We start from the raw sequence: 25,532 nt of genomic DNA, 5'->3' as shown, positions 1-25,532 counted from the left end.
GTCACAGGTGTGGGCAACAGCGCTTTGAGGTACTGGCGGGTTTTTGTTGACCAATAGGTCAGGAACTCGCACGAAGCGAATTATGCTTTTGTATACAAATAAAGCAAATAATGTTTTCGATTATGTGTTCGAAACAAGATGAAAGGCTAATTCACGGCACTCAGCGCCTGATTCACCGCCAGCCATCCCGCCACCGCGTCTTCGCCGGCTTCGCTGAAGGCGCGCTGCAACAGCTTCACCTGTTCGCGGCGCAGGGACTGCTCGAAGCGCTGGCCCTCGTCGCTCAATTCCAGCAGGCGCTTACGCTTGTCGGTCTCGGACGCCACGCTGTTTACCAAGTGCATTTCCTGCAGCTGTCGCAACGGTATGTTCAACGCTTGCTTGCTCACGCCGAGCAACTCCAGCAGTTGCTTCACGCTCAAGGCGGGGTAGCGCGCGATAAAAAACACGATGCGCTGGTGCACACGGCTCAGGCCTCGGCGTTCGAGCATCTCGTCGGCCTTGGCGGTAAAGGCCTGGTAGCCGAAAAAGAATGCTTCCATGGCTTGTTGCTGGCTGCTCTGGGTTTTAAGGTCAAGCATATTGACGTATCTACTCAAGTCGGCGTAATTTCGGTCAAGCAGTTTGACGTATTTTCCATGCGCTTTGCCACCGGTGACCTTATGGCCTTCTCTGAACGTGTTACGCGCCTCAAAAGCTCCTTGATCCGTGAAATCCTTGCCGCGGCCCAGCGCCCGGAAGTGATGTCGTTCGCCGGCGGGCTGCCGGCCGAAGCCATGCTGCCGGCACTGAACTGGGACGGCATGCCGCTCACCCTCGGCCAATATGGCATGAGCGAAGGCGAACCGCAGTTGCGTGAACTGCTCGCCGCCCAGGCCCGCGCGTTGGGCGTACCGTGCCAGGCGAGCCAGGTGCTGGTGGTCAGCGGGTCCCAGCAAACCCTGGACCTGGCCGCCAAACTGTATATCGACAAGGGCACCAAGGTTCTGCTGGAAGGCCCGACTTACCTGGCGGCTTTGCAGATCTTCCAACTGTTCGGTGCCGATTGCCTGACTGTGCAACTGGAGGCCGACGGTCCGAACCTCGCCACTTTGCGCAGCCTCCTTGAACACCATCGCCCGGCGTTCACCTACCTGATCCCGACGTTCCAGAACCCTTCGGCCGTACGCTACAGCGAGGCCAAGCGCGCGGCCGTCGCCGCTTTGCTCGATGAGTTCGGCGTCACCCTGATCGAAGACGAACCCTACCGTGAACTGAGCTTCGACGGCGCCAGTGCGCAGCCCATCGCCGGCCGCCTGAAAAAAGCCAGCTGGATCTACACCGGCACCGTCTCCAAGACCCTGCTACCGGGCCTGCGCGTCGGCTACCTGATCGCCAGCCCGGATCTGTTCCCGCATTTGCTCAAGCTCAAGCAATCGGCGGACCTGCACACCAACCGCGTCGGCCAGTGGCAGGCCATGCAGTGGATCGGCACCCAGAAATACCAGCAGCACCTGGCGCAACTGCGCCGCTTTTACCGCGAGCGTCGCGATGCATTTCAGGCCGCGCTGGAGCGTCATTTTGGCGATCTGGCTGACTGGCAGACGCCTCAGGGCGGATTATTCTTCTGGCTGACCTTGAAACAACCGCTCGACACCCGCACCTTGTTGGCGCAAGCGTTGGATCAGGACGTCGCGTTCATGCCCGGTGAACCGTTCTTTTCCGAGCCCGATCAACACCTCGGCTCGTTGCGCCTCAATTTCAGCCATATCGACCCGGCCCGTCTGGACGAAGGTCTCAAGCGCCTGGCCGCGGTGGTCCGTCAAGCACAGCACGCGCAAGCGGCATAAGGGGAGCCCCATGTACAAGGTTTATGGCGATTACAAGTCGGGCAACTGCTACAAGGTCAAATTGATGCTCAATCTGTTGGGCATCGAGTACCAATGGATCGATGTCGATATTCTCAAGGGCGACACCCAGACCGCCGAATTCCTGGCCAAGAACCCCAACGGCAAGATCCCGGTGCTGGAACTGGAAGATGGCACCTGCCTGTGGGAGTCCAACGCGATCCTGAACTTCCTGGCGGACGGCAGCGAGTTTCTGCCGGCTGAGCCACGCCTGCGTACCCAAGTGCTGCAATGGCAGTTTTTCGAGCAATACAGCCATGAGCCCTATATCGCGGTGGCGCGGTTTATCCAGTTTTACCTGAACATGCCGCAAGACCGACTGGAGGAATACAAAAACACCCATAAGGGCGGCTACAAGGCCTTGAGGGTGATGGAGCGTCAGTTGCAAGCCACGCCCTACCTGGTAGGCGAGCAATATTCGATTGCCGATATCGCGCTGTATGCCTACACCCACGTGGCCCATGAAGGGGGTTTTGACCTGACGCCGTACCCGGCGGTGCAGGCGTGGCTCAAGCGTGTGGCCAGCCATCCCAAACATGTGGCGATGCTGGACTGAACACAGGTCCAAATGTGGGAGCGGGCTTGCTCGCCAAGGGTGGGCAGTCACTGATGATTCGACTGATCCACCGCTTTCGCGAGCACGCCCACTCCCACACTGACCGCGGTGTTTATCAGACTGCGGCGAACCGCTTGTCGAGGTAATCAATGATCACCTTGGAGTCATACATCCAAGTGGTCTGGCCATTTTCTTCAATGCGCAGGCACGGCACTTTGATCTTGCCGCCTTGCTCCAGCAGGGTCTGGCGATCTTGCGCATTATTCTTCGCATCCTTCAACGCCACCGGCACATTCAGACGGTGCAACGTACGACGGGTCTTCACGCAGAACGGGCAGGCGTGGAACTGATACAGGGTCAGGTTCTTGGCTGCAGCGTTCACCTGCGCCTGTTGTTCGGCGGGGCGCTGCTTTTTGCGTGGGCGGGTAATGAAGTCGCCCGCGATGATGACGTGGCCGAGGCCCACTCGAAGTGCTTTGACGAACATGGCTGAAAACCTCTTGCCCATGAAGAAGGGGCCGCAGCTTACCTGAAATTTGCAGGCGAAAAAAAACCGGCGATGAACGCCGGTCTTTTCCTGCACAGCCTGTTACTTGATCAGGCTGAGAAACTCGCTGCGCGTGGCCGCGTTTTCGCGGAACTCACCCAGCATCACCGAGGTGATCATCGAAGAATTCTGTTTCTCTACACCGCGCATCATCATGCACATGTGCTTGGCTTCGATCACCACGGCCACGCCCAGCGCGCCGGTGACTTGCATCACGGCATCGGCGATCTGGCGGCTGAGGTTTTCCTGGATCTGCAGGCGGCGCGCATACATGTCGACAATCCGCGCCACTTTCGACAGGCCCAGCACTTTGCCGCTCGGGATATACGCGACGTGAGCCTTACCGATAAACGGCAGCAGGTGGTGTTCGCACAGCGAGTACAGCTCGATGTCCTTGACCAGTACCATTTCGCTGTTGTCGGAGCTGAACAAGGCACCGTTGGTGACTTCTTCGAGTGTCTGTTCATAGCCGCGGCAAAGGTACTGCATCGCCTTGGCGGCACGCTTTGGCGTGTCGAGCAGGCCCTCGCGGGAAACGTCCTCGCCGAGTTGGCCGAGGATCGCGGTGTAATTCTGTTCCAGGGACATGAAACTACCTGTGGGATTTTCGCAAAGCGCAAGGTTACGGTGGCGGACACATCGCTGCAAGCCTGACGATGGCACTTGTTACTCGTCGCGCCCCTCCATCATGGTGCGCTTGAGCATCACATACACCGCGCCCGCGCCGCCGTGGCGGGCCTGGCAAGAGGTAAAACCGAGCACTTGGGCATGCTGGCGCAGCCAAGTGTTGACGTGGCTCTTGATCATCGGCCGCTTGCCATCCAACCGCACGGCCTTGCCGTGGGTGACGCGCACGCAGCGGATTTCGAATTTGGTCGCTTCGGCCAGGAAGGCCCAGAGGGTTTCGCGGGCTTTTTCGACGTTCATGCCGTGCAGGTCAAGGCTGCCCTCGAACGGGATCTGGCCGATCTTGAGCTTGCGCATCTGGCTTTCCTGCACGCCGTCGCGGGCCCACATCAACTCGTCTTCGGGGCCTACGTCGATTACGAACTGGTCCGACAGGCCATCCACGGTGGTGGCATCGGTGCGCACGGTCGCGGCCTGGCGCAGCTTGGCGATCTGCGCCCGGTCGGTCTTGGGTTTACCGGTGTCGGCGCGGTCGTGCTTGATCGGCTTGACGCCGCGCAGCTCGTTTTTGAACAGGGAAAAATCGTCGTCTTGCATGTCAGCCTCCGCGAAGGGCGGGCAGTTTACCTAAATCGCGGCGGCCGGGGCGCAGGAAACGCTATCCAAGCGCCATCAGTCGTGCTTTTTCATCAGGTGTGAGGCAATGTTCAGCGACAACGGCTGGCGCATCCGCCGACGGCTGCGACGCCATAACCAGACGCCCAGCCAGAGCACCAACAGGCCGATCACCAACAAAATTGCCGAGCCGCCCGGGCTGGCATTCAGTTCGCCGAGTGCCGGCGAATGACCAAACAAACCGGCGCCACCGGCACCAGCCAGCAGCAAACCTACAATGGCCAGCAGCGCGGCAAAGCCGGCCACCAGGCGCAGACGCCAATTGCTCGGGCCCTTGGGGCGCAAGCGACGAGCGTCAAAACCATCGGATATCTTCATTCCGACCTTTCCTCCAGGGTATCGGCCCTTCGACCGGAAGATACACAGGTTGTTCCTGTACCAGAGGCAATTGCAGAAAATGAAAAGGTTTTGCGGATGAGCGGGGCAATAAACACGCCGCGCCGCTCATCAGAAGGTCAATCAGATCAGATCTTTGGTCAACGCGAGGGTCGCGAAGTTGTCGGCCATGATGGCCATTTCGGTCTGTTGCACATGTTCAGCGCTCAGGATGCCGCCTTTGTAAGGCAGGTCGCGCGTGGCGCAGGCGTCTTCCACCAGAGTGCAGCGAAAGCCCAGGTTCTTGGCGGCGCGCACGGTTGTGCTGACGCTGGAATGGCTCATGAAGCCGCAGACGATAAGGTCCAGGGAGCCGAGGTCTTGCAGGTGTTTTTCCAGCCCGGTGCCGTGAAACGCGCTCGGCAGCAGTTTGCCGATGATGGTTTCGTCACCGAGTGGTTCCAGGCCGGGAATGAATTCGCCGCGCTCGCCCTGTGGGTCGAACAGGCCACCGACGGTGCCAAGGTGACGTACATGCACGATCGGACGCCCGGCATTGCGCGCGGCGGCAACCAACTGCTTGATGTTTTCGACCGCCGCGTCCATGCCCGAGAGGGCGAGTGGACCGCTGAGGTATTCCTTTTGGGCGTCGATGATCACGAGGGTCGCATGGTTCAGGTTGGCTGCTGCGTAACCGCGACCGCTGAGTTGAAACATCGTCTTTGGAACGGACATTCTGGGGCTCCTGTGAGGGGGGCTTTTGCGACATTGTCCACTGGCTGAGCGGTTCTGTGAATCGCTACCATCGTAAGGTACGCCGTTGTTGACGTGCAGCCATGTCAAGGGGGCGGCTTGTTTAAGCCCGCGATGGCAAATTGGATGAAATCCGACGGATGGCGAAGGGGTTTCGTACATCGTCGGTACAGGCGAAGGCTGTTAGAATCGCCAGTCGTTTTTTCCAGGAGCTTGTCCCCGTGATCACATCCCGCCTGCGCACACTGCGCGACCATATCCGTTGGGCTGTCAGCCGTTTCCATGGGGAAGACCTGTTTTTCGGCCATGGTACCGACAATGCCTGGGACGAAGCCCGGCAATTGGTGCTCGGTGCCTTGCACCTGCCTTGGGAAATTGCCGACAGCTACCTGGACTGCAACCTGGAAGAAGAGGAAATTTCCCACGTTCAGCGCTTGCTGCACCGCCGTATCCATGAGCGTGTACCCACCGCTTACCTGTTGAAGGAAGCCTGGTTCTGCGGCATGTCGTTTATCGTCGACGAGCGTGTGCTGATCCCGCGTTCACCGATTGGCGAACTGATCGAAAACCGCTTCGAACCCTGGCTGGCCCAGCCACCGGCGCGCATCCTCGACCTGTGCACCGGCTCCGGTTGCATTGGTATCGCGTGCGCCTACGAGTTCCAGGACGCCGAAGTGGTGCTGGGCGACCTGTCCTTCGAAGCGCTGGAGGTGGCCAACCAGAACATCGAGCGCCATGGCGTCGACGAGCGCGTCTACACCGTGCAGGGTGACGGCTTCGACGGTTTGCCGGGTCAGCGGTTTGATCTGATCGTGTCCAACCCGCCGTACGTGGATGCCGAAGACTTCGCCGACATGCCCGACGAATACCAGCACGAGCCGGAGTTGGGCCTGGCCTGCGGCGATGATGGCTTGAACCTGGTGCGCCGGATGTTGGCTGAGGCCGCAGACCACCTCACCGAGAAAGGCTTGTTGATTGTCGAGGTTGGCAACAGCCAGGTACACGTTGAGGCGTTGTACCCGGAAGTCGACTTTGCCTGGCTGGAGTTCCAGCGCGGCGGGCATGGTGTGTTCATGCTGACGGCCGAGCAGTGTCGCGCGCATCAAGCGGTATTTGCTGCTCGGGTTTAAACCCACCCAGCTGTAGAAACCGACCCTGAATGTGGGAGCGGGCTTGCCCGCGAAGGCGGTATGACAGTCAACTTATCAGTGACTGATACACCGCTTTCGCGAGCAAGCCCGCTCCCACATTTTATTGCTTTCCAACGTGCTAGCGGTGCGTGGCAATCCAGATCAGCAACCCCGCCTGAAATACCGTAAACGCCACTAAACAGGTGATGGTAAAGCGCAGCCCGCTGTCCTCACGCTTGAACTTGGTGACCTTTTCCTCTTCCTTGCGCAGTTTCACTTCCTGCTCGGCCAGGTTCTGCTCGGCCTGTTGCAGCATCTGCGCGGCTTCGAGGATTTCCACGAACTGCACCTTCTCGGTGTTCCAGCTGTCCAGCACGTCGCTGACTTTGCCCGGCTGCACGTTGCCTTTGAGGTGTTGCACATCGGCGTAGGCTACATCAAAGCCCTGGATGCGCAGGAAGTGATCGCGGCGCAAGCGCGTGGCTTCGTTCAGCGCGTCTTTATTGGCCAGGTCCACGCCATCGACGCGGTAGTGTGACCACTTCTTTTTTGCCCACGCCGCGCCTTGAGCGACGAGGAAGCGACCGATCCCGCGGTTGGCCGGTTCGATTTCCAGGCTGTTGCCCGGGCCGAAGTGCACGCGGTGCTTATCGTGATCGACCCAGATATCCAAGTGGTTCTGCTCGCGGCGCACTCGCTGGCCTGGCAACTGGATGACCATGCGCAACAGGCTGTGGTGTTTGTCATTGCGTTCGGCATAGCCGAACTGCACGAACCGCAACGGCCGCGCGCCGGTGGCACGGTCGGTGGCCAGGGGGGCCAGGCGCAGCATCTTGAAATGTTCGGCCTGCACGTCCGCCCACGGCAGGGCCGCTGCCTCGACGGCCTCGGTTTTTTCAGCCGCGGTGTCGGCAATAGGTTCTGGTGTAGCTTCTGTGGTTGTCATGCGGCGCGATCCTGTCCAAGCCCTGCAGGTCGACAGTCTTTTTACTGTCGACCCTGGGCTTATCGGCCGTTTTTCTCAGGACTGGAGGTAAATAGTCGCTTATCGGGGTTGAAGTCCGTCGATAAAGCGCACGATGCGCTCACCCAGCTCGGCGGCAAGCGGCAGTTTCGGGTCGTTGTAGGAGGCCAGTTGCTCTTTCACGTCCTTGGGCACAATGCGCATGACATGGTTCATGCCTTCGATCACCGTCAAGTGCGCGTCGGGCTTGGCGTTTTTCAGTTGCTGGGCATCTGCGACGCCCACCTGAATATCGTTGGTACCCTGGATGATCAAGGCCGGCATGTTCAACTTGGCGAACGCGGCTGACGGGTCGGCGCGAAACAGGCTGATCAGATAAGGCTGCACGCTGGGTCGGAAAATACCTTCCAGCGGGCCGGGCACATCGGCATCCACTTGGCCGGCCTTGAGGTGGTCGAGGATCTCATTGCTGCGCAGCAACAGGGCAGGGGGCAGGTGATCGGCCAACTGCTGGCGGATCACCTGATCCACCGGCCGCGCACTGCCAGACAGAGAAATAACGCCGGCCGGATTCAGTTGCGGTGCGGCGAGCGCGGCAACCAATGCGCCTTCGCTGTGGCCCAGGACGATCAGCGGGCCCATGCGGCTGTCGGCCTTGAGCAGCTTGCCCCAGGCCACGGCATCGGATACGTAGGCATCCAGGGTCAGGTTGCGTTCATCCGGGGTGGCCGCCAGGCTGGCGGCCACGCCGCGCTTGTCGTAGCGCACGCTGGCAATGTTGTGTCGGGCAAGCACCCAGGCCAGGCGCTTGAGGCTGTCGTTGCGTGCGCCGTCGGCACTGTTGCCGTTACGGTCGGTAGGCCCGGAGCCGGCAATGATCAACACCACCGGCACTGGTTTGTCGGATTGGGGCAGTAAAAACGAGCCAAACAGCTCGCCGTTGCCGGTGTCCAGGCTGATCGGCCGTTGCAGCACGACAGGGGAGGCGGCGAAGCCCAGGCTGGAAAACAGGGTGAGGGTTAAAAGTAGAACTCGCAGCATCATCGCGCCATCATCAGGAAGGTGCCGGTTGGACCAACGTCTACCGGTAAGGTTTCGAGGATGAACTAGTCGGTTAGCCTGCGTATACTGGCCGCCTTAAGTTATTACGGTTGACTTGATTCAACTGATTTCACGGAGCGCCCTGCATGTCCGGCAATACCTTCGGCAAGCTGTTCACTGTCACCACCGCGGGCGAAAGCCATGGCCCGGCATTGGTCGCCATTGTCGATGGCTGCCCGCCAGGCCTCGAGCTGTCTCTGGACGACCTGCAGCGCGAGCTCGACCGCCGCAAGCCCGGCACCAGCCGCCACACCACCCAGCGCCAGGAGCCCGACGAAGTCGAAATCCTCTCCGGCGTGTTCGAAGGCCGCACCACCGGTTGCGCCATCGGCCTGCTGATTCGCAACACCGACCAGAAGTCCAAGGACTATTCGGCGATCAAGGACCTGTTCCGCCCGGCCCACGCCGACTACACCTACCATCACAAATACGGCGAACGCGACTACCGTGGCGGTGGCCGCAGCTCGGCGCGCGAAACCGCGATGCGCGTGGCTGCCGGTGCCATCGCCAAGAAATACCTGGCCACTCAGGGCATTGTGATCCGCGGCTACATGAGCCAGCTGGGTCCGATCGAGATCCCGTTCAAGACCTGGGACAGCGTCGACGACAACGCTTTCTTCAGCCCCGACCCGGACAAAGTGCCGGAACTGGAAGCCTACATGGACCAGTTGCGCCGCGACCAGGACTCCGTCGGCGCGAAGATCACCGTGGTTGCCGAAGGCGTTAAACCTGGCTTGGGCGAGCCGATCTTCGACCGCCTCGACGCCGAGCTGGCCCATGCGCTGATGAGCATCAACGCGGTGAAGGGTGTGGAAATCGGCGCCGGTTTCGCCTGTGTGTCCCAGCGCGGCACCGAGCACCGCGATGAGCTGACCCCGCAGGGTTTTCTCAGCAACAACGCGGGCGGCATCCTCGGCGGTATTTCCTCGGGCCAACCGATCGTTGCGCACCTGGCCCTCAAGGCCACGTCGAGCATCACCACGCCAGGCCGCTCGATTGATGTGCACGGCAACCCGGTGGATGTGATCACCAAGGGCCGCCATGACCCGTGCGTCGGCATCCGTGCCACCCCGATAGCCGAAGCCATGATGGCCATCGTGTTGATGGACCACCTGCTGCGCAACCGCGGGCAAAATGCCGATGTGCACGTGAATACGCCGGTGCTGGGCCAGCTGTGACAGCCGGTGGCGGGCGGGCTTGCTCAGGCAGGGCCGCGAAGCGGCCCCGTGCATGGTGAGCCCGACCCTCCCGTACTGGCGCCTGTCCAGCTTCTACCTGTTCTACTTCGCCCTGCTCGGGGCGACGGCGCCGTTCCTGGCCCTGTACTTCGATCATCTTGGGTTCTCCAGCGCACGCATTGGTGAGTTGGTGGCTATCCCCATGCTGATGCGCTGCGTGGCGCCCAACCTGTGGGGCTGGCTCGGCGATTACACCGGGCGGCGCCTGGCCATCGTCCGGTTTGGCGCGGTGTGTACGCTGGCCAGCTTTTCATTGATTTTCTTCAGCAAGACCTACGCCTGGCTCGCGCTGGTGATGGCCCTGCATGCGTTCTTCTGGCACGCCGTGTTGCCGCAGTTTGAAGTGATCACCCTGGCCCACCTGCAAAAGCAGACCTCGCGCTACAGCCAGATCCGCCTGTGGGGCTCGATTGGTTTCATCCTCACCGTGGTGATCATGGGCCGCCTGTTCGACTGGCTGAGCCTGGACATTTACCCGGTGGTGGTCGTGGTGATCATGGCCGGCATCATCGGTGCCAGCCTGTGGGTACCGAATGCGCAACCCGCGACCCAGGACAATCGCCTGGCCGGTGACGGTTTTCTCAAGCAACTGCGCAGCCCTGGGGTGCTGGCGTTTTATGCCTGCGTGGCGCTGATGCAAATGAGCCACGGCCCGTATTACACCTTTCTCACCCTGCACCTCGAACATCTGGGCTACAGCCGTGGCGTGATCGGCATGCTCTGGGCCTTGGGCGTGGTCGCCGAAGTGCTGATGTTTCTGGCCATGAGCCGCATCCTCACGCGCTTTTCGGTGCGACGGGTGCTGCTGGCAAGTTTCCTGTTGGCGGCCGTGCGCTGGTTGTTGCTGGGCTCATTCGCCGAATTTTTCTGGGTGCTGCTGCTGGCGCAAGTGATGCACGCGGCCACCTTTGGCAGTTTCCACGCGGCGGCGATTGCCTTTGTGCAACGCAGCTTCGGCGCTCGCCAGCAAGGCCAGGGCCAGGCGCTGTATGCCGCACTGGCCGGCACTGGCGGCGCATTGGGCGCGCTGTATGCCGGTTATAGCTGGAACCTGTTGGGGCCGACCCTGACCTTCAGCATCGCCAGTGTCGCGGCCCTGGCCGCCGCCCTAATCATTGGCTTTCGATTGCAAGAGCCGAATAAAGGAACCGTGCAATGAGTTATGTCGCTGTTTATCCGCTCGCCACACCCGATACCCCGAACAAGGTGTTGACCCACTTCGACGATATCGTCTCGACCCTGGTTGAGCACGGCGTGGGTTTTGACCGCTGGCAGCCCAGCCCCCTCGAAAAGGGCGCCAGTGACGCTGAAATGATCGCGGCGTACCAGTCGCAGATCGATGCCCTCGGCTACCGCTCTGCTCAGGTATTGAGCGTGACGGGCGACCATCCGCAGCGCGCCGAATTGCGCGCTGAAGGCCTCAAGGCGCGTCGCTACAGTGCAGACAACGTGCATTTTTTCATCGCGGGCCAAGGCTTGTTCTGCCTGCTCGTGGGCGAGTACGTCTACGCCGTGCGTTGTGAGAAGAATGACGTGCTGGTGGTTCCGGCCGGAATGCCGCATTGGCTCGACGTGGGTGAAAATCCGCACTGTGTGGCGCTACGTTTATTCCATACAACCGAAGGGTGTGTGCCTCAGTTCACCGGCGAGCACAGTGCCGCTGGTTTTCCAGGCTTGGACGATTAAGCGCGAATAGTTGAATGTTCAACCCCGGCAGGTTGGAAGTTGTTGTGGGAAAGAACTTATATAAATGTAAGACGTAGCTGTTTATGCGGCGCCTTATGCTTTCAATCTATTCGTTATGTAACTCTCCCGACTCAATGTTTATACCGCCTGTCAATCGCAGGAATCCGAAAGGTGGTATGGCATCCACTGATACAGGAGAGAGAGTGATGAGTGGCCCAGAGCAGCCGTGTCGTGCGCTTGCCGTGCCGAGCGCCGTTGGAAAACGCCTGAGCCTGGCCGGCAAACCCCTGACGCCGACAGAGCTGGAAATCCTGCGCTGGGCCTCCGAAGGCAAGACCGTCTGGGAAATCAGCCAGATTCGCGCCACCTCCCAAGCCACGGTTAAATTCCATCTGCGTAACATCTACCTCAAGCTGCAAGTCACCAACCGCGTGCAGGCGATGAACGCAGCGGCCCGCCAGGGGCTTTGCTGAAGGCAAAAAAAGGCCGCCACGCTCAACGGCGTCGCGGCCTTTTTTGCTCAGATTACTCAGGCCGAATGGTAGGTCGGCAGGGCAAAGCGATTCTGGCTTTGCAGCATCGAGATCTGTGGCAGCTCGCTGGCTTGTTCGGCCAGGTCGCGGCGAATGGCGCTGATGACCCAGGTCAACTGGTCAGCAGTGTGCAGTTGTTGATACGAAATCGAACGCTTGACCTGTTTGCCTTCGCTGTTGCGCAGGGTCAACAGGATCCCGCCGTCTGGGCGTGGCTGAGTGGTGACGTCGTATTGGGAGAATACAGAAGCGAATTTATCTTGGATCAGGCTCATGTCTATCAGCTCCGTTGGCTCAAGTTGGCAAGCATGGAGTGATAGGTGCAGTGATTGTGCCAGTATTGGGTTGTCTAAAAAATCGTTATAAATCAACAGGTTAAAATTTTATAGGTTTTTCACTTTCGTGCAATTTGCATGAAAGGCCATCGTGCATCCTGCATTTTGCGTTATCGGGGCCGGGCATTTCGCTCCCCGTTACAGTTAATGACCGCATCGGCGCCGCGCAATTCCCTATTTCATGCTGGGCGGTACGGGATACAAAACTTTTCAAATCCCACATGTACAGCCGAAGAATGGCAGGCGTATTTTCTTGCAAGGCATTCGACCTCTTCCTACAGGGCCGAGGCTGTGTCTGGATCATACGAAGAATAAGAAAAAGGACGTTCCGCAATGAGCCACCCGCACGACGACATGATCACCTGGGGCAAGCTACTGCGTAAGGTGCCGGCGATAGTTCGGGCCCTGCCACGCGTGGTACGCGGCATGCGCGCCGCGAACGTCACCGATCCCAGCCAGCCCTGCGGCCTGGGATGGCAATTCGAACAGGCCACCTCTCGTAACCCTGATGGCGCGGCGCTGTTATATGGCGACAGTGTGCTCAGCTACGTCCAAGCCAACCAGCGTGCCAACCGCATTGCCCATCACCTGCACGAGCAGGGCATCGGCAAGGGGGATGTGGTCGCGTTGTTCATCGAAAACCGCCCTGAACTGCTGTTGAGCGTGTTGGCCGTAGCCAAGCTGGGTGGCATTTGCGCAATGCTCAATACGTCGCAAACCCAGGCAACGCTGGTGCACAGCCTGAATCTGGTGAGTCCGGTGGCAATCGTGGTGGGCGCAGAGTTGGTGGCGGCCTACACGACCGTGCGTGAGCACGTGGCAATCGCCGCGCACAGGACCTGGTTTGTCGCCGATCAGCATTCAAGCACGCCTCCTGAAGGCTATACCGACCTGATGGCCGCCAGTGCCGACGGCTTGGTGGAAAACCCCGCCAGTACCGGACAAGTGTTCTTCAACGACCCCTGCTTCTATATCTACACATCCGGCACCACGGGCTTGCCCAAGGCCGGCATCATGAAGCACGGGCGCTGGACCAAAACCGCGGTCAGCTTCGGCAGTATCGCGCTGGACATGGGCCCGGATGACGTCCTCTATTGCACCTTGCCGCTGTACCACGCCACCGGCCTGTGCGTGTGCTGGGGCTCGGCGATTGTCGGGGCCTCGGGCTTTGCCATCCGGCGTAAATTCAGTGCCAGCCAGTTCTGGGACGATGCGCGCAAATTCAACGCAACCACCCTGGGCTATGTCGGTGAGTTGTGCCGCTACCTGCTCGATCAGCCCGCCAGCGCTCAGGATCTCGATAACCGCGTGACCAAGATGGTCGGCAATGGCCTGCGTCCCGGCGTGTGGGCGCAGTTCAAGCAACGTTATGGCGTTGAGCATGTTTGCGAACTGTATGCCGCCAGTGACGGCAACATCGGATTCACCAACGTGCTGAATTTTGACAACACCATCGGCTTTTGCCTGCAGCACTGGGCACTGGTGGACTACAGCAACGACAGCGGTGAACCGGTGCGTGGCGGCGACGGCTTCATGCGCAAGGTGCAAACGGGCGGGCAGGGGTTGTTACTGGCCAGGATCGATGAAAAGTCACCGTTCGACGGCTACACCGACCCGGAAAAGAACCGCAAGGTGGTGTTGACCGACGTGTTCGAGAAGGGCGACCGCTATTTCAATACCGGCGACTTGTTGCGCAGCATCGGCTTCGGTCATGCGCAATTTGTCGATCGCCTGGGCGATACCTATCGCTGGAAGGGCGAAAACGTCTCGACCACCGAAGTGGAGAACGTGCTGCTGCAACATCCGCAGATCGCCGAAGTGGTCGCTTACGGCGTCGAGATCGAAAACACCAATGGCCGCGCCGGCATGGTCGCCATCACCCCAAGTGAATCCCTGGCCTCGCTGGACATGCGTGAATTGCTGCAATTCGCCCACGGCCAGTTGCCGCATTACGCGGTGCCGTTGTTCCTGCGGATCAAGGTGAAGATGGAAACCACCGGCACCTTCAAGTATCAGAAAGTGCGTCTCAAGGAGGAGGCCTTCGACCCGGGCAAGGCCGGTAATGACCCGGTGTATGCCTGGCTGCCGGGCTCGGATTGCTATGTGCCGGTCACCGGCGACTTGTTGACGCAGATTCAGGGCGGGCATTTCCGTTATTGAAAGCAGCGCTATTGATTCTGCCTATGAGCGCTTTTGGCAAAAAAGCCATGACAGTGGGGAACTCCATCGCGACACTGGGCGCCTATAAAGCAACCAGACAAGGAGCCCCACATGTCAGACCAGCCTAAACAAATGACCGAAGACGAAGCCGCTGAATTTGCCGAGCAGGTCTTCGACGTGGCCCGCAAAGGCGATGCCGCCATGCTCGCCGCACTGCTGGCCAAAGGCTTGCCGCCTAACCTGCGCAATCACAATGGCGACACCCTGCTCATGCTCGCGGCCTATCACGGTCACGCCGACGCGGTGAAAGTGCTGCTGGAGTTCAAGGCCGACCCGCTGATCGCCAACGACAAGAACCAACTGCCGATGGCCGGTGCGGCGTTCAAGGGCAACCTGCCCGTGGTCAAGGCGCTGATCGACGGCGGCGCGCCGGTGGACGGCGCCTCCTCGGACGGCCGCACGGCGTTGATGATGGCCGCGATGTTCAACCGTGTCGAAATGCTCGACTACCTGCTCGGCCAGGGTGCCAACCCCAAGGCCACCGATGCTCAGGGTGCGACCGCACTGGCGGCGGCGCACACCATGGGCGCGGCGGATACGGCGGCGCAGTTGCAAAAACTGGTGTAGGCTACGCGCCCTCAAAAACCAGCTCGCCACAGGACCTTCCCATGCAAACCGCCCTCGTCGAACTCATCAGCAAAATCAGCGCCGGCGTCATGGGCGAGGACGAAGTGGCACGCATTGCCGAGGAAGCGGCCCAGGCCTACGCGGACCCTGCCGCTTTTCTGGCGGCCAACCCGGATATCAACTACGACGACACTTTCCCGATTCCGCTGGGTGAGTGGGTCGTGGTCGGTAGCTTGCCGGACACGGTGCTGTTTCAAGCCGACACCTATGGCGACTTGTTTGCACAGATCGTCGCGTCGTTCGGCCTGGGCGTGGCGTTTAATCTCAAGCCCAAGCAGTTAGCCAAGACCGAAGACCTGACGGCGCTGAACCGCATCCAGATCCAGATGAGCGCCCTGAGCCCGGAGGACGGTGGCTATGTGCTGCTCAACTTCAGTCAGTTGCTGGATGACGAGATTCAGGCGGTGCTGGTCTACGGCAACGACCTGCCGCGCGTGCTGGAACTGTGCGCTGAAGTCGGCATCAAGGCCGAGCCGTCCCTGGAAGCTCTGCGCGTTGCCGTTCACGTCTGAAATAAAACGGAACCCCTGCCAGGGCTGACTATCCTACAAGTGCATGCCCTCACTTAGGAGCGACACCATGGGTTCCACTTTTAATGGCTTGATTGGCCTGATCATCCTGGCGCTGGATATCTGGGCGATCATCAACGTGTTCAAAAGCGGCGCCAGCACCGGTGCCAAGGTGCTGTGGATTTTGCTGATCCTGTTGCTGCCTGTCTTGGGCCTGATCATCTGGGCAATCGCCGGGCCACGCGGTAACGTGCGGATCTGACGACACCTGGGCCCGCTCTGATCCTGAGTGGGCCCTGTCAATGTGGGAGCGGGCTTGCCCGCGATAACGGTTTATCAGCCACAGTTGTGCGGGCTGACACATCGCTATCGCGGGCAAGCCCGCTCCCACATTCGTTTCCAGCGTATATAGAGTTTTATGTGTCGAAAGTATTCGCTGCACGAAATTTTCACATCTTTTCCAAGACAATTCGCCGGCTTTATCACGCTGCCAAGGCTCTATCTCGAGTGCCGTTAAAGGTACAAGCGCGGCGCACGTTCAGTAATTAATAGCGTTGATGCCATTGATCGGGCACCATTTGCGCCACCGCGTTAACCGCCTACCCCAGCCAGCCTGGGCGAGGGACGGACGCCACTGCATTTTTTCGCAACTTAAACTTCCAATGGGTCCTGAAACGACATGGCAAACCCGGACGCCCTGAGTCAGCAGCGAGCTTCAAATCGCCTGCTGCAACCGACCGTCAAATCCCATCTGGCGTACACGCTGCTCTGCGCATTGGTCATGATGGTGATGTTCTCCCTGCTGCGCCTGGCGCTGCTGGTCTACAACCGCGAGATGATCCTCGACACGCCGGCCTCGACCTTCCTGGAAGCGTTCGCCAACGGGCTGCGTTTTGACATACGCCTGGTGATGTACGTGTTGGTCCCGCTGCTGCTGGCCTTGTTCAGCGTACGGGCGATGGCGGCACGCGGGTTCTTCCGTTTGTGGCTGACCGTCGCGTCCAGCATTGCCCTGTTCCTGGGGCTGATGGAAATGGACTTCTACCGCGAATTCCACCAGCGCCTCAACGGCCTGGTCTTCCAGTACGTAAAGGAAGACCCGAAAACCGTGATGAGCATGCTCTGGTACGGTTTCCCGGTGGTGCGTTACCTGCTGGCCTGGGCCGTGGGCACGCTGATCCTGAGCATGGCCTTCAAAGGTGCCGACCGTGCAACGCGCCCCCGCGGCCCGTTCAGCGGCGGCAGCATCGGTACCCGCCAAGTGGCGCCGTGGTACAGCCGCATCGCCGTGTTTGTGGTCTGCCTGTTGATCGCCGTAGTCGCCATCCGTGGCACCTTGCGTCAAGGCCCGCCGCTGCGTTGGGGTGATGTCTACACTACCGAATCGAACTTCGCCAACCAGTTGGGCCTCAACGGCACGCTGTCGCTGATCGCTGCGGCCAAGGCGCGCTTCTCCGAGGAACGCTCCAACATCTGGAAGGCCACCCTGGACCAGCCGCTGGCCACCCAGACCGTGCGCGACATGCTGGTGCTGCCGCAAGAGAAACTGGTGGATACCGACACCGCCGCCGTGCGTCGTGACTACACGCCACCGGCCGAGAAGACTCTGCCGATCAAGAACGTCGTGGTCATCCTGATGGAAAGCTTCGCCGGTCACTCGGTGGGCGCCCTGGGGCGCCCGGGCAACATCACGCCGTACTTCGACAAGTTGTCCAAGGAAGGCCTGCTGTTCGATCGCTTCTTCTCCAATGGCACGCACACCCACCAGGGCATGTTTGCCACCATGGCGTGCTTCCCGAACCTGCCGGGTTTCGAATACCTGATGCAGACCCCGGAAGGCAGCCACAAGCTGTCGGGCCTGCCGCAGTTGCTCAGCGCGCGCAAATTTGACGACGTGTATGTCTACAACGGCGATTTCGCCTGGGACAACCAGTCGGGCTTCTTCAGCAACCAAGGCATGACCAACTTCATCGGGCGTAATGACTTCGTCAACCCGGTGTTCTCCGACCCGACGTGGGGCGTGTCCGACCAGGACATGTTCAACCGTGGCCTGGAAGAGTTGAAAGCCCGCGAAGGCGGCAAGCCGTTCTACGCACTGCTGCAAACCCTGTCCAACCACACGCCGTACGCGTTGCCGACGCCATTGCCGGTCGAGAAAGTCACCGACCGTGGCAGCCTCAACGAGCATTTGACGGCCATGCGTTACTCCGACTGGGCCCTGGGCCAGTTCTTTGAAAAAGCCCGCAAAGAGCCGTACTTCAAGGAAACCCTGTTCGTGATCGTGGGCGACCATGGCTTTGGTAACGAACAGCAGATCACCGAAATGGACCTGGGCCGCTTCAACGTGCCGATGCTGATGATTGCACCGGGCATGCAGGAGAAGTTCGGCGAGCGTGACCACACCGTGGGCACTCAGATCGACATCGTGCCGACCATCATGGGCCGCCTCGGTGGCGACACCCTTCACCAGTGCTGGGGCCGTGACCTGCTGAACCTGCCGGAAGGCGACAAGGGCTTTGGCGTGATCAAGCCGTCGGGCAGCGATCAGACGGTGGCGCTGGTTACCGCAGACCGCATTCTGGTACTGCCCAAGGAGATGCCGCCCAAGCTGTGGGAATATGAGTTGGGCGCGAACCCGACCGGTAAAGTGATTCCCGAGTCACCGGACGAAGCGGCGCTGAAGCAGAAACTCGAGTCGTTCCTGCAGACGGCCACCAAGAGCCTGTTGGATAACACTGCCGGCGTGATTGACGGCAAGCCGGATTAATTAACCGGGCATAAAAAAAGAGGCCTCATTGAGGCCTCTTTTTTTTTGTGCGGAATTTATATCCGACCGAGCAGCAACAGTACCACCAGCACTACCAGGACAACGCCCAGAATACCCGACGGGCCATAGCCCCAGTTACGCGAGTGCGGGAACACCGGCAGGCCGCCGACCAACAGCAGGATCAAGATAATGATCAGAATGAGGCTCATGGTTTTTTTCCTTATAGGGCCTTCTGAAAAGACCGGTTATTAACGACAGGCCCGTGGGTTTATTTACGGACGCCTTAATAACTCCGACTCTGTCACTTCAAAGAAAATTCCCTGCTTTTTTAAAGCATTTTGCAAAGTTGCTTATTTCTTTTAATGCGTTCGCAATCAGGTGCGCTTAGTTGAAATTTATTGAACTTACGCTATAAACCATCCTCGCACCGGGCCTCAGGTTTGCCCGAGGCATTCATCAATTGGATGGTGCGTGGGTGTCGCAAAAACCTTCGCTACACTGCCGGTCACTTCCTACGTGAACCACAAGGCTTATTTCCTATGCAAAATCGCATGATGATCACCGGCGCCGGGTCCGGCCTGGGCCGCGAAATCGCGCTGCGCTGGGCCCGTGAGGGTTGGCAGCTGGCCTTGTCGGATGTCAGCGAGCCGGGCCTGCAGGAAACGCTCAAGCTGGTGCGCGAGGCGGGTGGTGATGGGTTTGTGCAGCGCTGCGATGTGCGTGATTACAGCCAGCTCACCGCCTTTGCACAGGCGTGCGAGGTGAAATTGGGCGGTATCGATGTGATCGTCAACAATGCCGGTGTGGCGTCGGGGGGCTTCTTTGCCGAGTTGTCGCTGGAGGATTGGGACTGGCAGATCGCGATTAACCTGATGGGCGTGGTCAAGGGCTGCAAGGCGTTCCTGCCGTTGTTGGAGAAGAGCAGGGGCCGGATCATCAATATTGCGTCGATGGCGGCATTGATGCAGGGGCCGGCCATGAGTAATTACAACGTGGCCAAGGCCGGGGTGGTGGCGTTGTCGGAGAGCTTGCTGGTCGAGCTCAAGCATCAGGAAATTGGCGTGCACGTGGTGTGCCCGTCGTTTTTCCAGACCAACTTGCTGGATTCGTTTCGTGGGCCGACGCCGGCGATGAAGGCGCAGGTGGGCAAGTTGCTGGAGAGTTCGCCCATTTCGGCGGCTGACATTGCCGACTATATCTACCAGCGCGTGGCACAGGGTGAATTCATGATTTTGCCGCACGAGCAAGGGCGCATGGCCTGGGCGTTGAAGCAGAAAAATCCGCAGCTGCTGTATGACGAGATGACCAGCATGGCAGACAAGATGCGGGCCAAGGCTCAGGCGGTCAAGGCCTGAGGTGTTGGGCGTGTACCTATGCGTTATGCCGGTAACGGCGCAGCTGGATTGCGCCTTACCCGGCGACAGCCCGGTAACGGATAGGTACCCGACCGGCCCAATGAGGCCGATGTCTGTCAGGCAAATTACCAGCTCGCGTAGGTCTCGCCTGATTTAGTGGCAAGCCATTGTCGCACCCCCTCCGAGCGCGCATGGTCAAGGTCCTGTCACTCCAAAAGGACAACCGCCATGCTGGTCTTAAGCCGCGCCGTAGGCGAAATCATTTCCATCGGCGATGACATCGCCTTGCATATCCTCGAGCTGAACGGAACCCAGGTGAAATTCGGCATCCAGGCACCGGTAGGGGTCAACGTGCACCGCGCCGAGGTGTATCAGAAAATCCTCGAACGCCAAGCCACCCAACCTGAAACCAACCCCTAGCACCTCCTCAATCGAACAGATGCTTGGGCACGTCGTGCTTGAGCATCAACTGGCATTGCTCGCTTTCAGGGTCGAACACTATCAGCGCCTGCCCTTTGGTCAGCGCCTGGCGCACGCGCAGCACGCGGGTCTCCAGGGGCGTTTCATCGCCATTGTCAGTGCCGTCGCGGGTGACGAAGTCTTCGATGAGCCGGGTCAGGGTGTCGACTTCAAGTGCGTCGTAGGGAATCAGCATAAAAGCCTCAGAGGTAGAATCCCGGCGATGCTACTGCGCCGGGACCCGTCTTGCCAGTAGCAGGTTGCCAGCCTCAGGACTTCTGTCCTACCAGGCTGTCCACCGATGGCACTCGTGTATCGCTCTCCATCTGCGTCTCGTGTTCGATCTGATGACTGAAGCGGTCGAGCGAACCCTGGGCCGGTTGCGCATCGCTGGCAAATACCGGCGGGCTGAGGATGTACGCGCTCAGCAGGCGACTCAATGCGGCCAGGCTGTCGATGTGCGTGCGCTCGTAGCCGTGGGTTGCATCGCAACCGAACGCCAGCAGCGCAGTGCGAATGTCGTGCCCGGCGGTGACCGCCGAATGCGCATCGCTGAAGTAGTAGCGGAACAGGTCGCGACGCACGGGCAGGTCGTTTTCCGAGGCCAGGCGCAACAAATGCCGGGACAGGTGATAGTCATACGGCCCGCCGGAATCCTGCATCGCCACACTCACGGCGTGTTCACTCGAATGCTGGCCGGGCGCGACCGGGGCGATGTCGATGCCGACAAATTCACTCACGTCCCAAGGCAATGCCGCGGCGGCGCCGCTGCCGGTTTCCTCGGTGATGGTAAACAGCGGGTGACAGTCGATCAGCAACGGTTCGCCGCTGTCGATGATCGCCTTGAGCGCGGCGAGCAGGGCAGCCACGCCGGCTTTATCGTCCAGATGGCGCGCGCTGATGTGGCCGCTTTCGGTGAACTCGGGCAGTGGGTCAAACGCCACGTAGTCACCAATACTGATGCCCAGCGAATCGCAGTCGGCGCGGGTAGCGCAGTAGGCGTCCAGGCGCAGTTCGACATGGTCCCAACTCACCGGCATTTCATCCACGGCGGTGTTGAAGGCATGCCCGGAGGCCATCAGCGGCAGCACGCTGCCACGGATCACGCCGTTGTCGGTGAACAGGCTGACGCGGCTGCCTTCGGCAAAACGGCTGGACCAGCAACCGACGGGCGCCAGGGTCAGGCGGCCGTTGTCCTTGATCGCCCGCACGGCGGCGCCGATGGTGTCCAAGTGGGCCGAGACGGCACGGTCGGGGCTGTTTTTCTGGCCCTTGAGGGTGGCGCGAATCGTGCCGCGCCGGGTCATCTCAAAGGGAATCCCCAGCTCTTCCAGGCGCTCGGCGACGTAGCGCACGATGGTGTCGGTGAAGCCGGTAGGGCTGGGAATGGCGAGCATTTCCAGCAGCACCTTCTGCAGGTAGTTGAGATCCGGTTCGGGGATGGTTCGGCTCATAAAGACTCCTGATGAATGGGGGCGAGCGGATTTTGTGTGGCGAACGGGCCTGTTGTGGCAAGTGGCCCTGTTGTGGTGAGCGGGCTTGCTGTGGCGAGCGGGCTTGCCCCGCGTTGGGCTGCGAAGCAGCCCCAAAACCTGCCAACGCATTCTGGCTGAAAGACTGCGGTGCCAGGGTCAGGGCCGCTTCGCGCCCCAACGCGGGACAAGCCCGCTCGCCACAACAAGCCCGCTAGCTACGACGGGCCCTCTCCACAGGTTATTGGGCGGTCGGCTGACTGTGCGGAAACAGCAAATCCACAAACTTCTCCGCTGTCGGTTGCGGCTCATGGTTGGCCAGCCCGGCCCGTTCGTTGGCTTCGATAAACACATACTCAGGTTGATCGGCGGCAGGCACCAGCAGGTCCAGGCCGACCATGGGAATGTCCAGCGCACGCGCCGCGCGCACGGCAGCGTCCACCAATGTGGGGTGCAAAATCGCCGTGACGTCTTCCAGGCAGCCGCCGGTGTGCAGGTTGGCGGTGCGGCGCACGGCCAGGGTCTGGCCACGCGGCAGGATGCTGCTGTAGTCAAAACCGGCGGCATGCAGAGTGCGTTGGGTTTCGTCGTCCAGCGGGATCTTGCTTTCACCGTCAGTGGCCGCCTGGCGACGACGGCTTTGGGCTTCGATCAAGGCGCCGATGGAATGCTGGCCGTCGCCGGTCACCTCGGCCGGGCGCCGAATCGCGGCGGCAACCACTTCAAAACCGATCACCAGGATGCGCAGGTCGAGGCCTTCATGGAAGCTCTCGAGCAACACGCGGCTGTCGAACTGGCGCGCTGTTTCGATGGCTTTCTGCACGTCCTCGATGGTCTGCAAATCCACCGCCACGCCCTGGCCTTGCTCGCCATCCAGCGGCTTGACCACGATGCGCTGGTGTTCGTCGAGGAACTCCAGGTTGTCGTCGGCACTGCCCGCCAATTGCTGAGACGGCAGGTTCAAGCCGGCGGCTTTGAGCACTTTGTGGGTCAGGCTTTTGTCCTGGCACAAGGTCATGCTGATGGCACTGGTCAGGTCGCTCAATGATTCACGGCAACGCACGCGGCGCCCGCCATGGCTGAGAGTGAACAGGCCGGCATCGGCGTCATCCACGTGCACATCGATGCCACGTCGGTGGGCTTCTTCGACAATGATGCGCGCATAGGGATTGAACCCGGCCTGCGGGCCCGGGCCCAGAAACAGCGGCTGGTTGATGCCGTTTTTGCGTTTGATCGCAAAGGTGGTCAGCGCGCGAAAACCCAGCTTGGCGTAGAGGCTCTTGGCCTGACGGTTATCGTGCAGCACCGACAGGTCGAGGTAGCTCAAGCCACGGCTCATGAAGTGCTCCACCAAGTGGCGCACCAGCACTTCACCCACGCCGGGGCGCGTGCACTGCGGGTCAACCGCCAGGCACCACAGGCTGCAGCCGTTTTCCGGGTCGTGAAAGGCTTTCTGATGGTTCAGGCCCATCACGCTGCCGATCACCGCGCCGCTGTCTTCGTCTTCGGCCAGCCAATACACCGGGCCGCCTTGATGGCGTGGGGTCAGGCGTTCAGCGTCGACCGGCAACATGCCGCGCCCCTGGTAGAGCACGTTGACCGCCGCCCAATCGGCTTCGGTCTGTACCCGGCGAATACGAAAACCGCGAAACACGCGGGTAGCGGGGCGATAGTCGCTGAACCACAGGCGCAGGGTGTCGGACGGGTCAAGGAACAACTGCTGCGGATCGATCCCCAGAATCTGCTGGGGCGCTGCCACATACAGGGCGATGTCGCGCTCGCCAGGCTGTTCCTTGAGCAGTTCCTGGGCCAGGCTCGCCGGGTCCGGGAACGTATGGCCGATCAACAATCGGCCCCAACCACAATGCACGGTAATCGGTTCGGCGCCCATGGGGCTGCCATCTTCAGCCAGGCGGGCTTGCAGGCGCTCGTAGGTCGGCGCCTGGCCCTTCAGCAAGCGTTGGCTGTAAGCCGCTGCAAGAGGTTTCATCAATCAGATTCCTTGTTCGCTGAGCCACAGGTTCAGCGCCGCCAGTTGCCACAGCTTTGAACCGCGCAGCGGCGTCAGTTGGCCTTGCGGGTCTGTCAGCAGGCGATCGAGCATGGCCGGGTTGAACAGGCCGCGATCCTGGCTCGGGTCCAGCAGCAGTTCACGCACCCAGTTCAGGGTGTCGCCCTGCAAGTGCTTGAGGCCCGGCACCGGGAAGTAGCCTTTTTTGCGGTCGATGACCTCACTCGGGATCACGCGGCGCGCGGCTTCTTTCAAGACTTGCTTGCCACCGTCGGGCAATTTGAATTTGCCGGGCACACGGGCTGACAATTCGACGAGGCGGTAGTCCAGAAACGGCGTGCGTGCTTCCAGGCCCCAGGCCATGGTCATGTTGTCGACCCGTTTGACCGGGTCGTCCACCAGCATCACCGTACTGTCCAGGCGCAGCGCCTTGTCCACGGCGGCGTCGGCGCCGGGCATGGCGAAGTGCTCACGCACAAAGTCACCGGCAGCATCGTTGGCGGTCAGCCACTTGGGGGCGACGGTGGCCGCGTAGTCGTCGTAGCTGCGGTCGAAAAAGGCGTCGCGGTAGGCGGCATAGGGATCGCTGGCGCCATCCACTTGCGGGTACCAGTGGTAACCGGCGAAGAGTTCATCCGCGCCCTGGCCGCTTTGCACCACTTTGCAATGCTTGGCCACTTCCCGCGACAGCAGGTAGAAGGCGATGCAGTCGTGGCTGACCATCGGCTCGCTCATGGCACGGAACGCGGCGGGCAGTTGCTCGATGATCTCGCTTTCGGCGATGCGCAGTTGATGGTGGCGGGTGCCGTAGTGCTTGGCGATCAGATCCGAATACTGGAATTCGTCGCCGCGCTCGCCGCCTGCGTCTTCAAAGCCGATGGAAAAGGTCGACAGGTCCTGCACGCCGACTTCACGCAGCAGGCCCACGAGCATGCTCGAATCGACACCGCCGGAGAGCAGCACGCCGACATCCACCGCGGCGCGTTGGCGAATGGCCACGGCTTCGCGGGTGCTGTCGAGCACGCGGTCGGTCCAGTCTTCCAGGGTCAGGTTTTTTTCATCGTCATGGGGGCCATAGGGCAGGGTCCACCAGGTTTTTTGTTCGGTCTTGCCGTTGGCGTCGATGCGCATCCAGCTGGCTGGCGGCAGTTTTTCAACACCTGCCAGCAACGTGCGCGGTGCCGGTACCACGGCGTGGAAGTTCAGGTAGTGATTAAGCGCGACCGGATCAAGCATCGGGTTGATATCACCGCCCTTGAGCAACGCCGGCAGTGCCGAGGCAAAGCGCAGGCGCTGGCCGGTGCGCGACAGGTACAAAGGTTTTACACCCAGGCGGTCGCGGGCGATGAACAGGCGCTGCGCGTCGCGCTCCCAGATGGCAAACGCAAACATGCCATTGAGCTTGGGCAGCAGTGCTTCGCCCCAGGCGTGGTAGCCCTTGAGCAGCACTTCGGTGTCACCACCGGAATAGAAGGCGTAGCCCAGGGCTTCCAACTCTTGACGCAATTCCGGGAAGTTGTAGATCGCGCCGTTGAAGGCCAGGGACAGCCCCAGTTGGGCGTCGACCATCGGTTGGGCCGAGCCGTCCGACAGGTCCATGATTTTCAGGCGTCGATGGCCCAGGGCAATCGGCCCTTGGGCATGGAAGCCCCACGCGTCAGGACCGCGTGGTGCTAAATGATGGGTGATCCGCTCCACCGCTGCCAGGTCGGCAGGTTGGTGATCAAAACGTAACTCGCCAGCTAATCCGCACATATTCCATAGGG

28 protein-coding genes are annotated in these 25,532 nt (G+C 60.5%); 14 read left to right on the top strand and 14 right to left on the bottom strand.

Annotated elements, in window-relative coordinates:
• Positions 1-146: 146 nt before the first annotated feature.
• Complete coding sequence (locus tag ACP7B3_RS05840) at positions 147-581, bottom strand: MarR family winged helix-turn-helix transcriptional regulator (protein WP_145158776.1); 435 nt, start codon at positions 579-581, stop codon at positions 147-149.
• An 81-nt stretch (positions 582-662) separates the two neighbouring features.
• Between ACP7B3_RS05840 and ACP7B3_RS05835 the strand changes: the two genes are divergently transcribed.
• Both ACP7B3_RS05835 and ACP7B3_RS05830 read left to right on the top strand, forming a co-directional pair.
• Entirely contained in the window at positions 663-1,829 is a 1,167-nt protein-coding gene (locus ACP7B3_RS05835; protein WP_426178401.1) for a PLP-dependent aminotransferase family protein, read from the top strand.
• A 10-nt stretch (positions 1,830-1,839) separates the two neighbouring features.
• Positions 1,840-2,442, top strand: coding sequence for a glutathione S-transferase family protein (locus ACP7B3_RS05830; RefSeq protein WP_145158772.1), 603 nt, complete (start codon positions 1,840-1,842; stop codon positions 2,440-2,442).
• 115 nt (positions 2,443-2,557) lie between these two features.
• Here the strand turns inward: ACP7B3_RS05830 and ACP7B3_RS05825 are convergent, their stop codons facing one another.
• The 5 genes from ACP7B3_RS05825 to ACP7B3_RS05805 form a co-directional block, all read right to left on the bottom strand.
• The gene (locus tag ACP7B3_RS05825; protein ID WP_200625014.1) at positions 2,558-2,929 is read right to left on the bottom strand and encodes a glutathione S-transferase N-terminal domain-containing protein; all 372 of its coding nucleotides are present in this window, start codon (positions 2,927-2,929) and stop codon (positions 2,558-2,560) included.
• 102 nt (positions 2,930-3,031) lie between these two features.
• Positions 3,032-3,577, bottom strand: a complete 546-nt coding sequence (gene folE, locus ACP7B3_RS05820; RefSeq protein ID WP_003442011.1) for a GTP cyclohydrolase I FolE — start codon at positions 3,575-3,577, stop codon at positions 3,032-3,034.
• Between the two features lie 78 nt (positions 3,578-3,655).
• Positions 3,656-4,213, bottom strand: a complete 558-nt coding sequence (locus tag ACP7B3_RS05815) for a Smr/MutS family protein (protein WP_064453382.1) — start codon at positions 4,211-4,213, stop codon at positions 3,656-3,658.
• 75 nt (positions 4,214-4,288) lie between these two features.
• Complete coding sequence (locus tag ACP7B3_RS05810) at positions 4,289-4,609, bottom strand: hypothetical protein (protein WP_053257227.1); 321 nt, start codon at positions 4,607-4,609, stop codon at positions 4,289-4,291.
• 141 nt (positions 4,610-4,750) lie between these two features.
• Positions 4,751-5,341: a cysteine hydrolase family protein gene (locus tag ACP7B3_RS05805; protein WP_106576532.1), complete on the bottom strand. Its 591-nt coding sequence runs from the start codon at positions 5,339-5,341 to the stop codon at positions 4,751-4,753.
• Between the two features lie 239 nt (positions 5,342-5,580).
• Between ACP7B3_RS05805 and prmB the strand changes: the two genes are divergently transcribed.
• Entirely contained in the window at positions 5,581-6,489 is a 909-nt protein-coding gene (gene prmB, locus ACP7B3_RS05800; RefSeq protein WP_106576533.1) for a 50S ribosomal protein L3 N(5)-glutamine methyltransferase, read from the top strand.
• 139 nt (positions 6,490-6,628) lie between these two features.
• On the opposite strand, the gene ACP7B3_RS05795 is transcribed toward prmB, so the two are convergent.
• Both ACP7B3_RS05795 and ACP7B3_RS05790 read right to left on the bottom strand, forming a co-directional pair.
• The gene (locus ACP7B3_RS05795; RefSeq protein WP_242195510.1) at positions 6,629-7,435 is read right to left on the bottom strand and encodes a hypothetical protein; all 807 of its coding nucleotides are present in this window, start codon (positions 7,433-7,435) and stop codon (positions 6,629-6,631) included.
• 99 nt (positions 7,436-7,534) lie between these two features.
• Entirely contained in the window at positions 7,535-8,497 is a 963-nt protein-coding gene (locus tag ACP7B3_RS05790; protein WP_426178396.1) for an alpha/beta hydrolase, read from the bottom strand.
• Positions 8,498-8,640: 143 nt separating this feature from the next.
• Between ACP7B3_RS05790 and aroC the strand changes: the two genes are divergently transcribed.
• From aroC to ACP7B3_RS05770, 4 genes are all read left to right on the top strand, one after another.
• Positions 8,641-9,732 carry a chorismate synthase gene (gene aroC, locus ACP7B3_RS05785; protein WP_145158765.1) on the top strand — a complete coding sequence of 364 codons (1,092 nt, stop codon included), beginning with the start codon at positions 8,641-8,643 and terminating at the stop codon, positions 9,730-9,732.
• A gap of 52 nt (positions 9,733-9,784) precedes the next feature.
• Complete coding sequence (locus ACP7B3_RS05780; protein ID WP_426178394.1) at positions 9,785-10,951, top strand: MFS transporter; 1,167 nt, start codon at positions 9,785-9,787, stop codon at positions 10,949-10,951.
• A complete protein-coding gene (locus ACP7B3_RS05775; protein ID WP_426178392.1) occupies positions 10,948-11,478 on the top strand; it encodes an acireductone dioxygenase in 531 nt (176 codons plus the stop codon). The genes ACP7B3_RS05780 and ACP7B3_RS05775 overlap by 4 nt, the downstream gene beginning before the upstream one ends.
• Positions 11,479-11,684: 206 nt before the next feature.
• Positions 11,685-11,951 carry a response regulator transcription factor gene (locus ACP7B3_RS05770; RefSeq protein ID WP_262207943.1) on the top strand — a complete coding sequence of 89 codons (267 nt, stop codon included), beginning with the start codon at positions 11,685-11,687 and terminating at the stop codon, positions 11,949-11,951.
• A 56-nt stretch (positions 11,952-12,007) separates the two neighbouring features.
• On the opposite strand, the gene ACP7B3_RS05765 is transcribed toward ACP7B3_RS05770, so the two are convergent.
• Complete coding sequence (locus tag ACP7B3_RS05765) at positions 12,008-12,286, bottom strand: DUF3509 domain-containing protein (RefSeq protein ID WP_016970113.1); 279 nt, start codon at positions 12,284-12,286, stop codon at positions 12,008-12,010.
• 393 nt (positions 12,287-12,679) lie between these two features.
• On the opposite strand from ACP7B3_RS05765, the gene ACP7B3_RS05760 reads away from it, so the two are divergent.
• The 5 genes from ACP7B3_RS05760 to ACP7B3_RS05740 all read left to right on the top strand — a co-directional run bounded on the left by ACP7B3_RS05760 (position 12,680) and on the right by ACP7B3_RS05740 (position 18,469).
• The gene (locus tag ACP7B3_RS05760; protein WP_426178390.1) at positions 12,680-14,506 is read left to right on the top strand and encodes a long-chain-acyl-CoA synthetase; all 1,827 of its coding nucleotides are present in this window, start codon (positions 12,680-12,682) and stop codon (positions 14,504-14,506) included.
• Positions 14,507-14,617: 111 nt separating this feature from the next.
• On the top strand, positions 14,618-15,133 hold the full coding sequence (locus ACP7B3_RS05755) for an ankyrin repeat domain-containing protein (protein WP_124418126.1): 516 nt from the start codon (positions 14,618-14,620) through the stop codon (positions 15,131-15,133).
• A gap of 41 nt (positions 15,134-15,174) precedes the next feature.
• Complete coding sequence (locus ACP7B3_RS05750; protein WP_426178387.1) at positions 15,175-15,705, top strand: hypothetical protein; 531 nt, start codon at positions 15,175-15,177, stop codon at positions 15,703-15,705.
• 67 nt (positions 15,706-15,772) lie between these two features.
• Positions 15,773-15,964 carry a PLDc N-terminal domain-containing protein gene (locus ACP7B3_RS05745; RefSeq protein WP_003172956.1) on the top strand — a complete coding sequence of 64 codons (192 nt, stop codon included), beginning with the start codon at positions 15,773-15,775 and terminating at the stop codon, positions 15,962-15,964.
• 417 nt (positions 15,965-16,381) lie between these two features.
• Positions 16,382-18,469 (top strand): LTA synthase family protein, encoded by a 2,088-nt coding sequence (locus ACP7B3_RS05740; RefSeq protein ID WP_106576543.1) that lies wholly within the window; start codon positions 16,382-16,384, stop codon positions 18,467-18,469.
• 56 nt (positions 18,470-18,525) lie between these two features.
• Here ACP7B3_RS05740 and ACP7B3_RS05735 read toward each other — a convergent pair whose 3' ends face one another.
• Positions 18,526-18,678: a DUF3309 family protein gene (locus ACP7B3_RS05735; RefSeq protein WP_003236711.1), complete on the bottom strand. Its 153-nt coding sequence runs from the start codon at positions 18,676-18,678 to the stop codon at positions 18,526-18,528.
• A 330-nt stretch (positions 18,679-19,008) separates the two neighbouring features.
• Between ACP7B3_RS05735 and ACP7B3_RS05730 the strand changes: the two genes are divergently transcribed.
• Both ACP7B3_RS05730 and csrA read left to right on the top strand, forming a co-directional pair.
• Positions 19,009-19,824 carry an SDR family oxidoreductase gene (locus ACP7B3_RS05730; protein ID WP_262207934.1) on the top strand — a complete coding sequence of 272 codons (816 nt, stop codon included), beginning with the start codon at positions 19,009-19,011 and terminating at the stop codon, positions 19,822-19,824.
• Between the two features lie 228 nt (positions 19,825-20,052).
• Positions 20,053-20,244, top strand: a complete 192-nt coding sequence (csrA, locus tag ACP7B3_RS05725; protein WP_106576545.1) for a carbon storage regulator CsrA — start codon at positions 20,053-20,055, stop codon at positions 20,242-20,244.
• A gap of 7 nt (positions 20,245-20,251) precedes the next feature.
• On the opposite strand, the gene ACP7B3_RS05720 is transcribed toward csrA, so the two are convergent.
• The 4 genes from ACP7B3_RS05720 to ACP7B3_RS05705 form a co-directional block, all read right to left on the bottom strand.
• Positions 20,252-20,479 carry a YheU family protein gene (locus tag ACP7B3_RS05720; protein ID WP_064453367.1) on the bottom strand — a complete coding sequence of 76 codons (228 nt, stop codon included), beginning with the start codon at positions 20,477-20,479 and terminating at the stop codon, positions 20,252-20,254.
• A 73-nt stretch (positions 20,480-20,552) separates the two neighbouring features.
• Positions 20,553-21,737 (bottom strand): osmoprotectant NAGGN system M42 family peptidase, encoded by a 1,185-nt coding sequence (locus ACP7B3_RS05715; RefSeq protein ID WP_145158752.1) that lies wholly within the window; start codon positions 21,735-21,737, stop codon positions 20,553-20,555.
• A gap of 259 nt (positions 21,738-21,996) precedes the next feature.
• On the bottom strand, positions 21,997-23,745 hold the full coding sequence (gene ngg, locus ACP7B3_RS05710) for an N-acetylglutaminylglutamine synthetase (RefSeq protein WP_426178383.1): 1,749 nt from the start codon (positions 23,743-23,745) through the stop codon (positions 21,997-21,999).
• A gap of 3 nt (positions 23,746-23,748) precedes the next feature.
• Entirely contained in the window at positions 23,749-25,521 is a 1,773-nt protein-coding gene (locus ACP7B3_RS05705) for an N-acetylglutaminylglutamine amidotransferase (protein ID WP_145158746.1), read from the bottom strand.
• Positions 25,522-25,532 lie beyond the last annotated feature (11 nt).

Origin of the sequence: Pseudomonas sp. TWRC1-2, from assembly GCF_049896685.1 — a bacterium.
Taxonomy (GTDB): Bacteria; Pseudomonadota; Gammaproteobacteria; order Pseudomonadales; family Pseudomonadaceae; genus Aquipseudomonas.
The sequence above is the reverse complement of the archived record's forward strand: the minus strand, read 5'-3'. Positions and strand labels throughout refer to the sequence as shown.

Bases quoted from the DNA above. Each gene is read 5' to 3' on its own strand.
- ACP7B3_RS05795 (WP_242195510.1), bottom strand. From the start codon at position 7,435: ATGACAACCACAGAAGCTACACCAGAACCTATTGCCGACACCGCGGCT.
- csrA (WP_106576545.1), top strand. From the start codon at position 20,053: ATGCTGGTCTTAAGCCGCGCCGTAGGCGAAATCATTTCCATCGGCGAT.
- ACP7B3_RS05790 (WP_426178396.1), bottom strand. From the start codon at position 8,497: ATGATGCTGCGAGTTCTACTTTTAACCCTCACCCTGTTTTCCAGCCTG.
- ACP7B3_RS05720 (WP_064453367.1), bottom strand. From the start codon at position 20,479: ATGCTGATTCCCTACGACGCACTTGAAGTCGACACCCTGACCCGGCTC.
- ACP7B3_RS05735 (WP_003236711.1), bottom strand. From the start codon at position 18,678: ATGAGCCTCATTCTGATCATTATCTTGATCCTGCTGTTGGTCGGCGGC.
- ACP7B3_RS05775 (WP_426178392.1), top strand. From the start codon at position 10,948: ATGAGTTATGTCGCTGTTTATCCGCTCGCCACACCCGATACCCCGAAC.
- ACP7B3_RS05740 (WP_106576543.1), top strand. From the start codon at position 16,382: ATGGCAAACCCGGACGCCCTGAGTCAGCAGCGAGCTTCAAATCGCCTG.
- ACP7B3_RS05705 (WP_145158746.1), bottom strand. From the start codon at position 25,521: ATGTGCGGATTAGCTGGCGAGTTACGTTTTGATCACCAACCTGCCGAC.
- ACP7B3_RS05755 (WP_124418126.1), top strand. From the start codon at position 14,618: ATGTCAGACCAGCCTAAACAAATGACCGAAGACGAAGCCGCTGAATTT.
- ACP7B3_RS05745 (WP_003172956.1), top strand. From the start codon at position 15,773: ATGGGTTCCACTTTTAATGGCTTGATTGGCCTGATCATCCTGGCGCTG.
- ACP7B3_RS05770 (WP_262207943.1), top strand. From the start codon at position 11,685: ATGAGTGGCCCAGAGCAGCCGTGTCGTGCGCTTGCCGTGCCGAGCGCC.
- ngg (WP_426178383.1), bottom strand. From the start codon at position 23,745: ATGAAACCTCTTGCAGCGGCTTACAGCCAACGCTTGCTGAAGGGCCAG.
- ACP7B3_RS05815 (WP_064453382.1), bottom strand. From the start codon at position 4,213: ATGCAAGACGACGATTTTTCCCTGTTCAAAAACGAGCTGCGCGGCGTC.
- ACP7B3_RS05765 (WP_016970113.1), bottom strand. From the start codon at position 12,286: ATGAGCCTGATCCAAGATAAATTCGCTTCTGTATTCTCCCAATACGAC.
- aroC (WP_145158765.1), top strand. From the start codon at position 8,641: ATGTCCGGCAATACCTTCGGCAAGCTGTTCACTGTCACCACCGCGGGC.
- ACP7B3_RS05730 (WP_262207934.1), top strand. From the start codon at position 19,009: ATGCAAAATCGCATGATGATCACCGGCGCCGGGTCCGGCCTGGGCCGC.
- ACP7B3_RS05825 (WP_200625014.1), bottom strand. From the start codon at position 2,929: ATGTTCGTCAAAGCACTTCGAGTGGGCCTCGGCCACGTCATCATCGCG.
- ACP7B3_RS05715 (WP_145158752.1), bottom strand. From the start codon at position 21,737: ATGAGCCGAACCATCCCCGAACCGGATCTCAACTACCTGCAGAAGGTG.
- ACP7B3_RS05750 (WP_426178387.1), top strand. From the start codon at position 15,175: ATGCAAACCGCCCTCGTCGAACTCATCAGCAAAATCAGCGCCGGCGTC.
- ACP7B3_RS05840 (WP_145158776.1), bottom strand. From the start codon at position 581: ATGCTTGACCTTAAAACCCAGAGCAGCCAGCAACAAGCCATGGAAGCA.
- ACP7B3_RS05830 (WP_145158772.1), top strand. From the start codon at position 1,840: ATGTACAAGGTTTATGGCGATTACAAGTCGGGCAACTGCTACAAGGTC.
- ACP7B3_RS05810 (WP_053257227.1), bottom strand. From the start codon at position 4,609: ATGAAGATATCCGATGGTTTTGACGCTCGTCGCTTGCGCCCCAAGGGC.
- folE (WP_003442011.1), bottom strand. From the start codon at position 3,577: ATGTCCCTGGAACAGAATTACACCGCGATCCTCGGCCAACTCGGCGAG.
- ACP7B3_RS05835 (WP_426178401.1), top strand. From the start codon at position 663: ATGGCCTTCTCTGAACGTGTTACGCGCCTCAAAAGCTCCTTGATCCGT.
- ACP7B3_RS05805 (WP_106576532.1), bottom strand. From the start codon at position 5,341: ATGTCCGTTCCAAAGACGATGTTTCAACTCAGCGGTCGCGGTTACGCA.
- ACP7B3_RS05760 (WP_426178390.1), top strand. From the start codon at position 12,680: ATGAGCCACCCGCACGACGACATGATCACCTGGGGCAAGCTACTGCGT.
- ACP7B3_RS05780 (WP_426178394.1), top strand. From the start codon at position 9,785: ATGGTGAGCCCGACCCTCCCGTACTGGCGCCTGTCCAGCTTCTACCTG.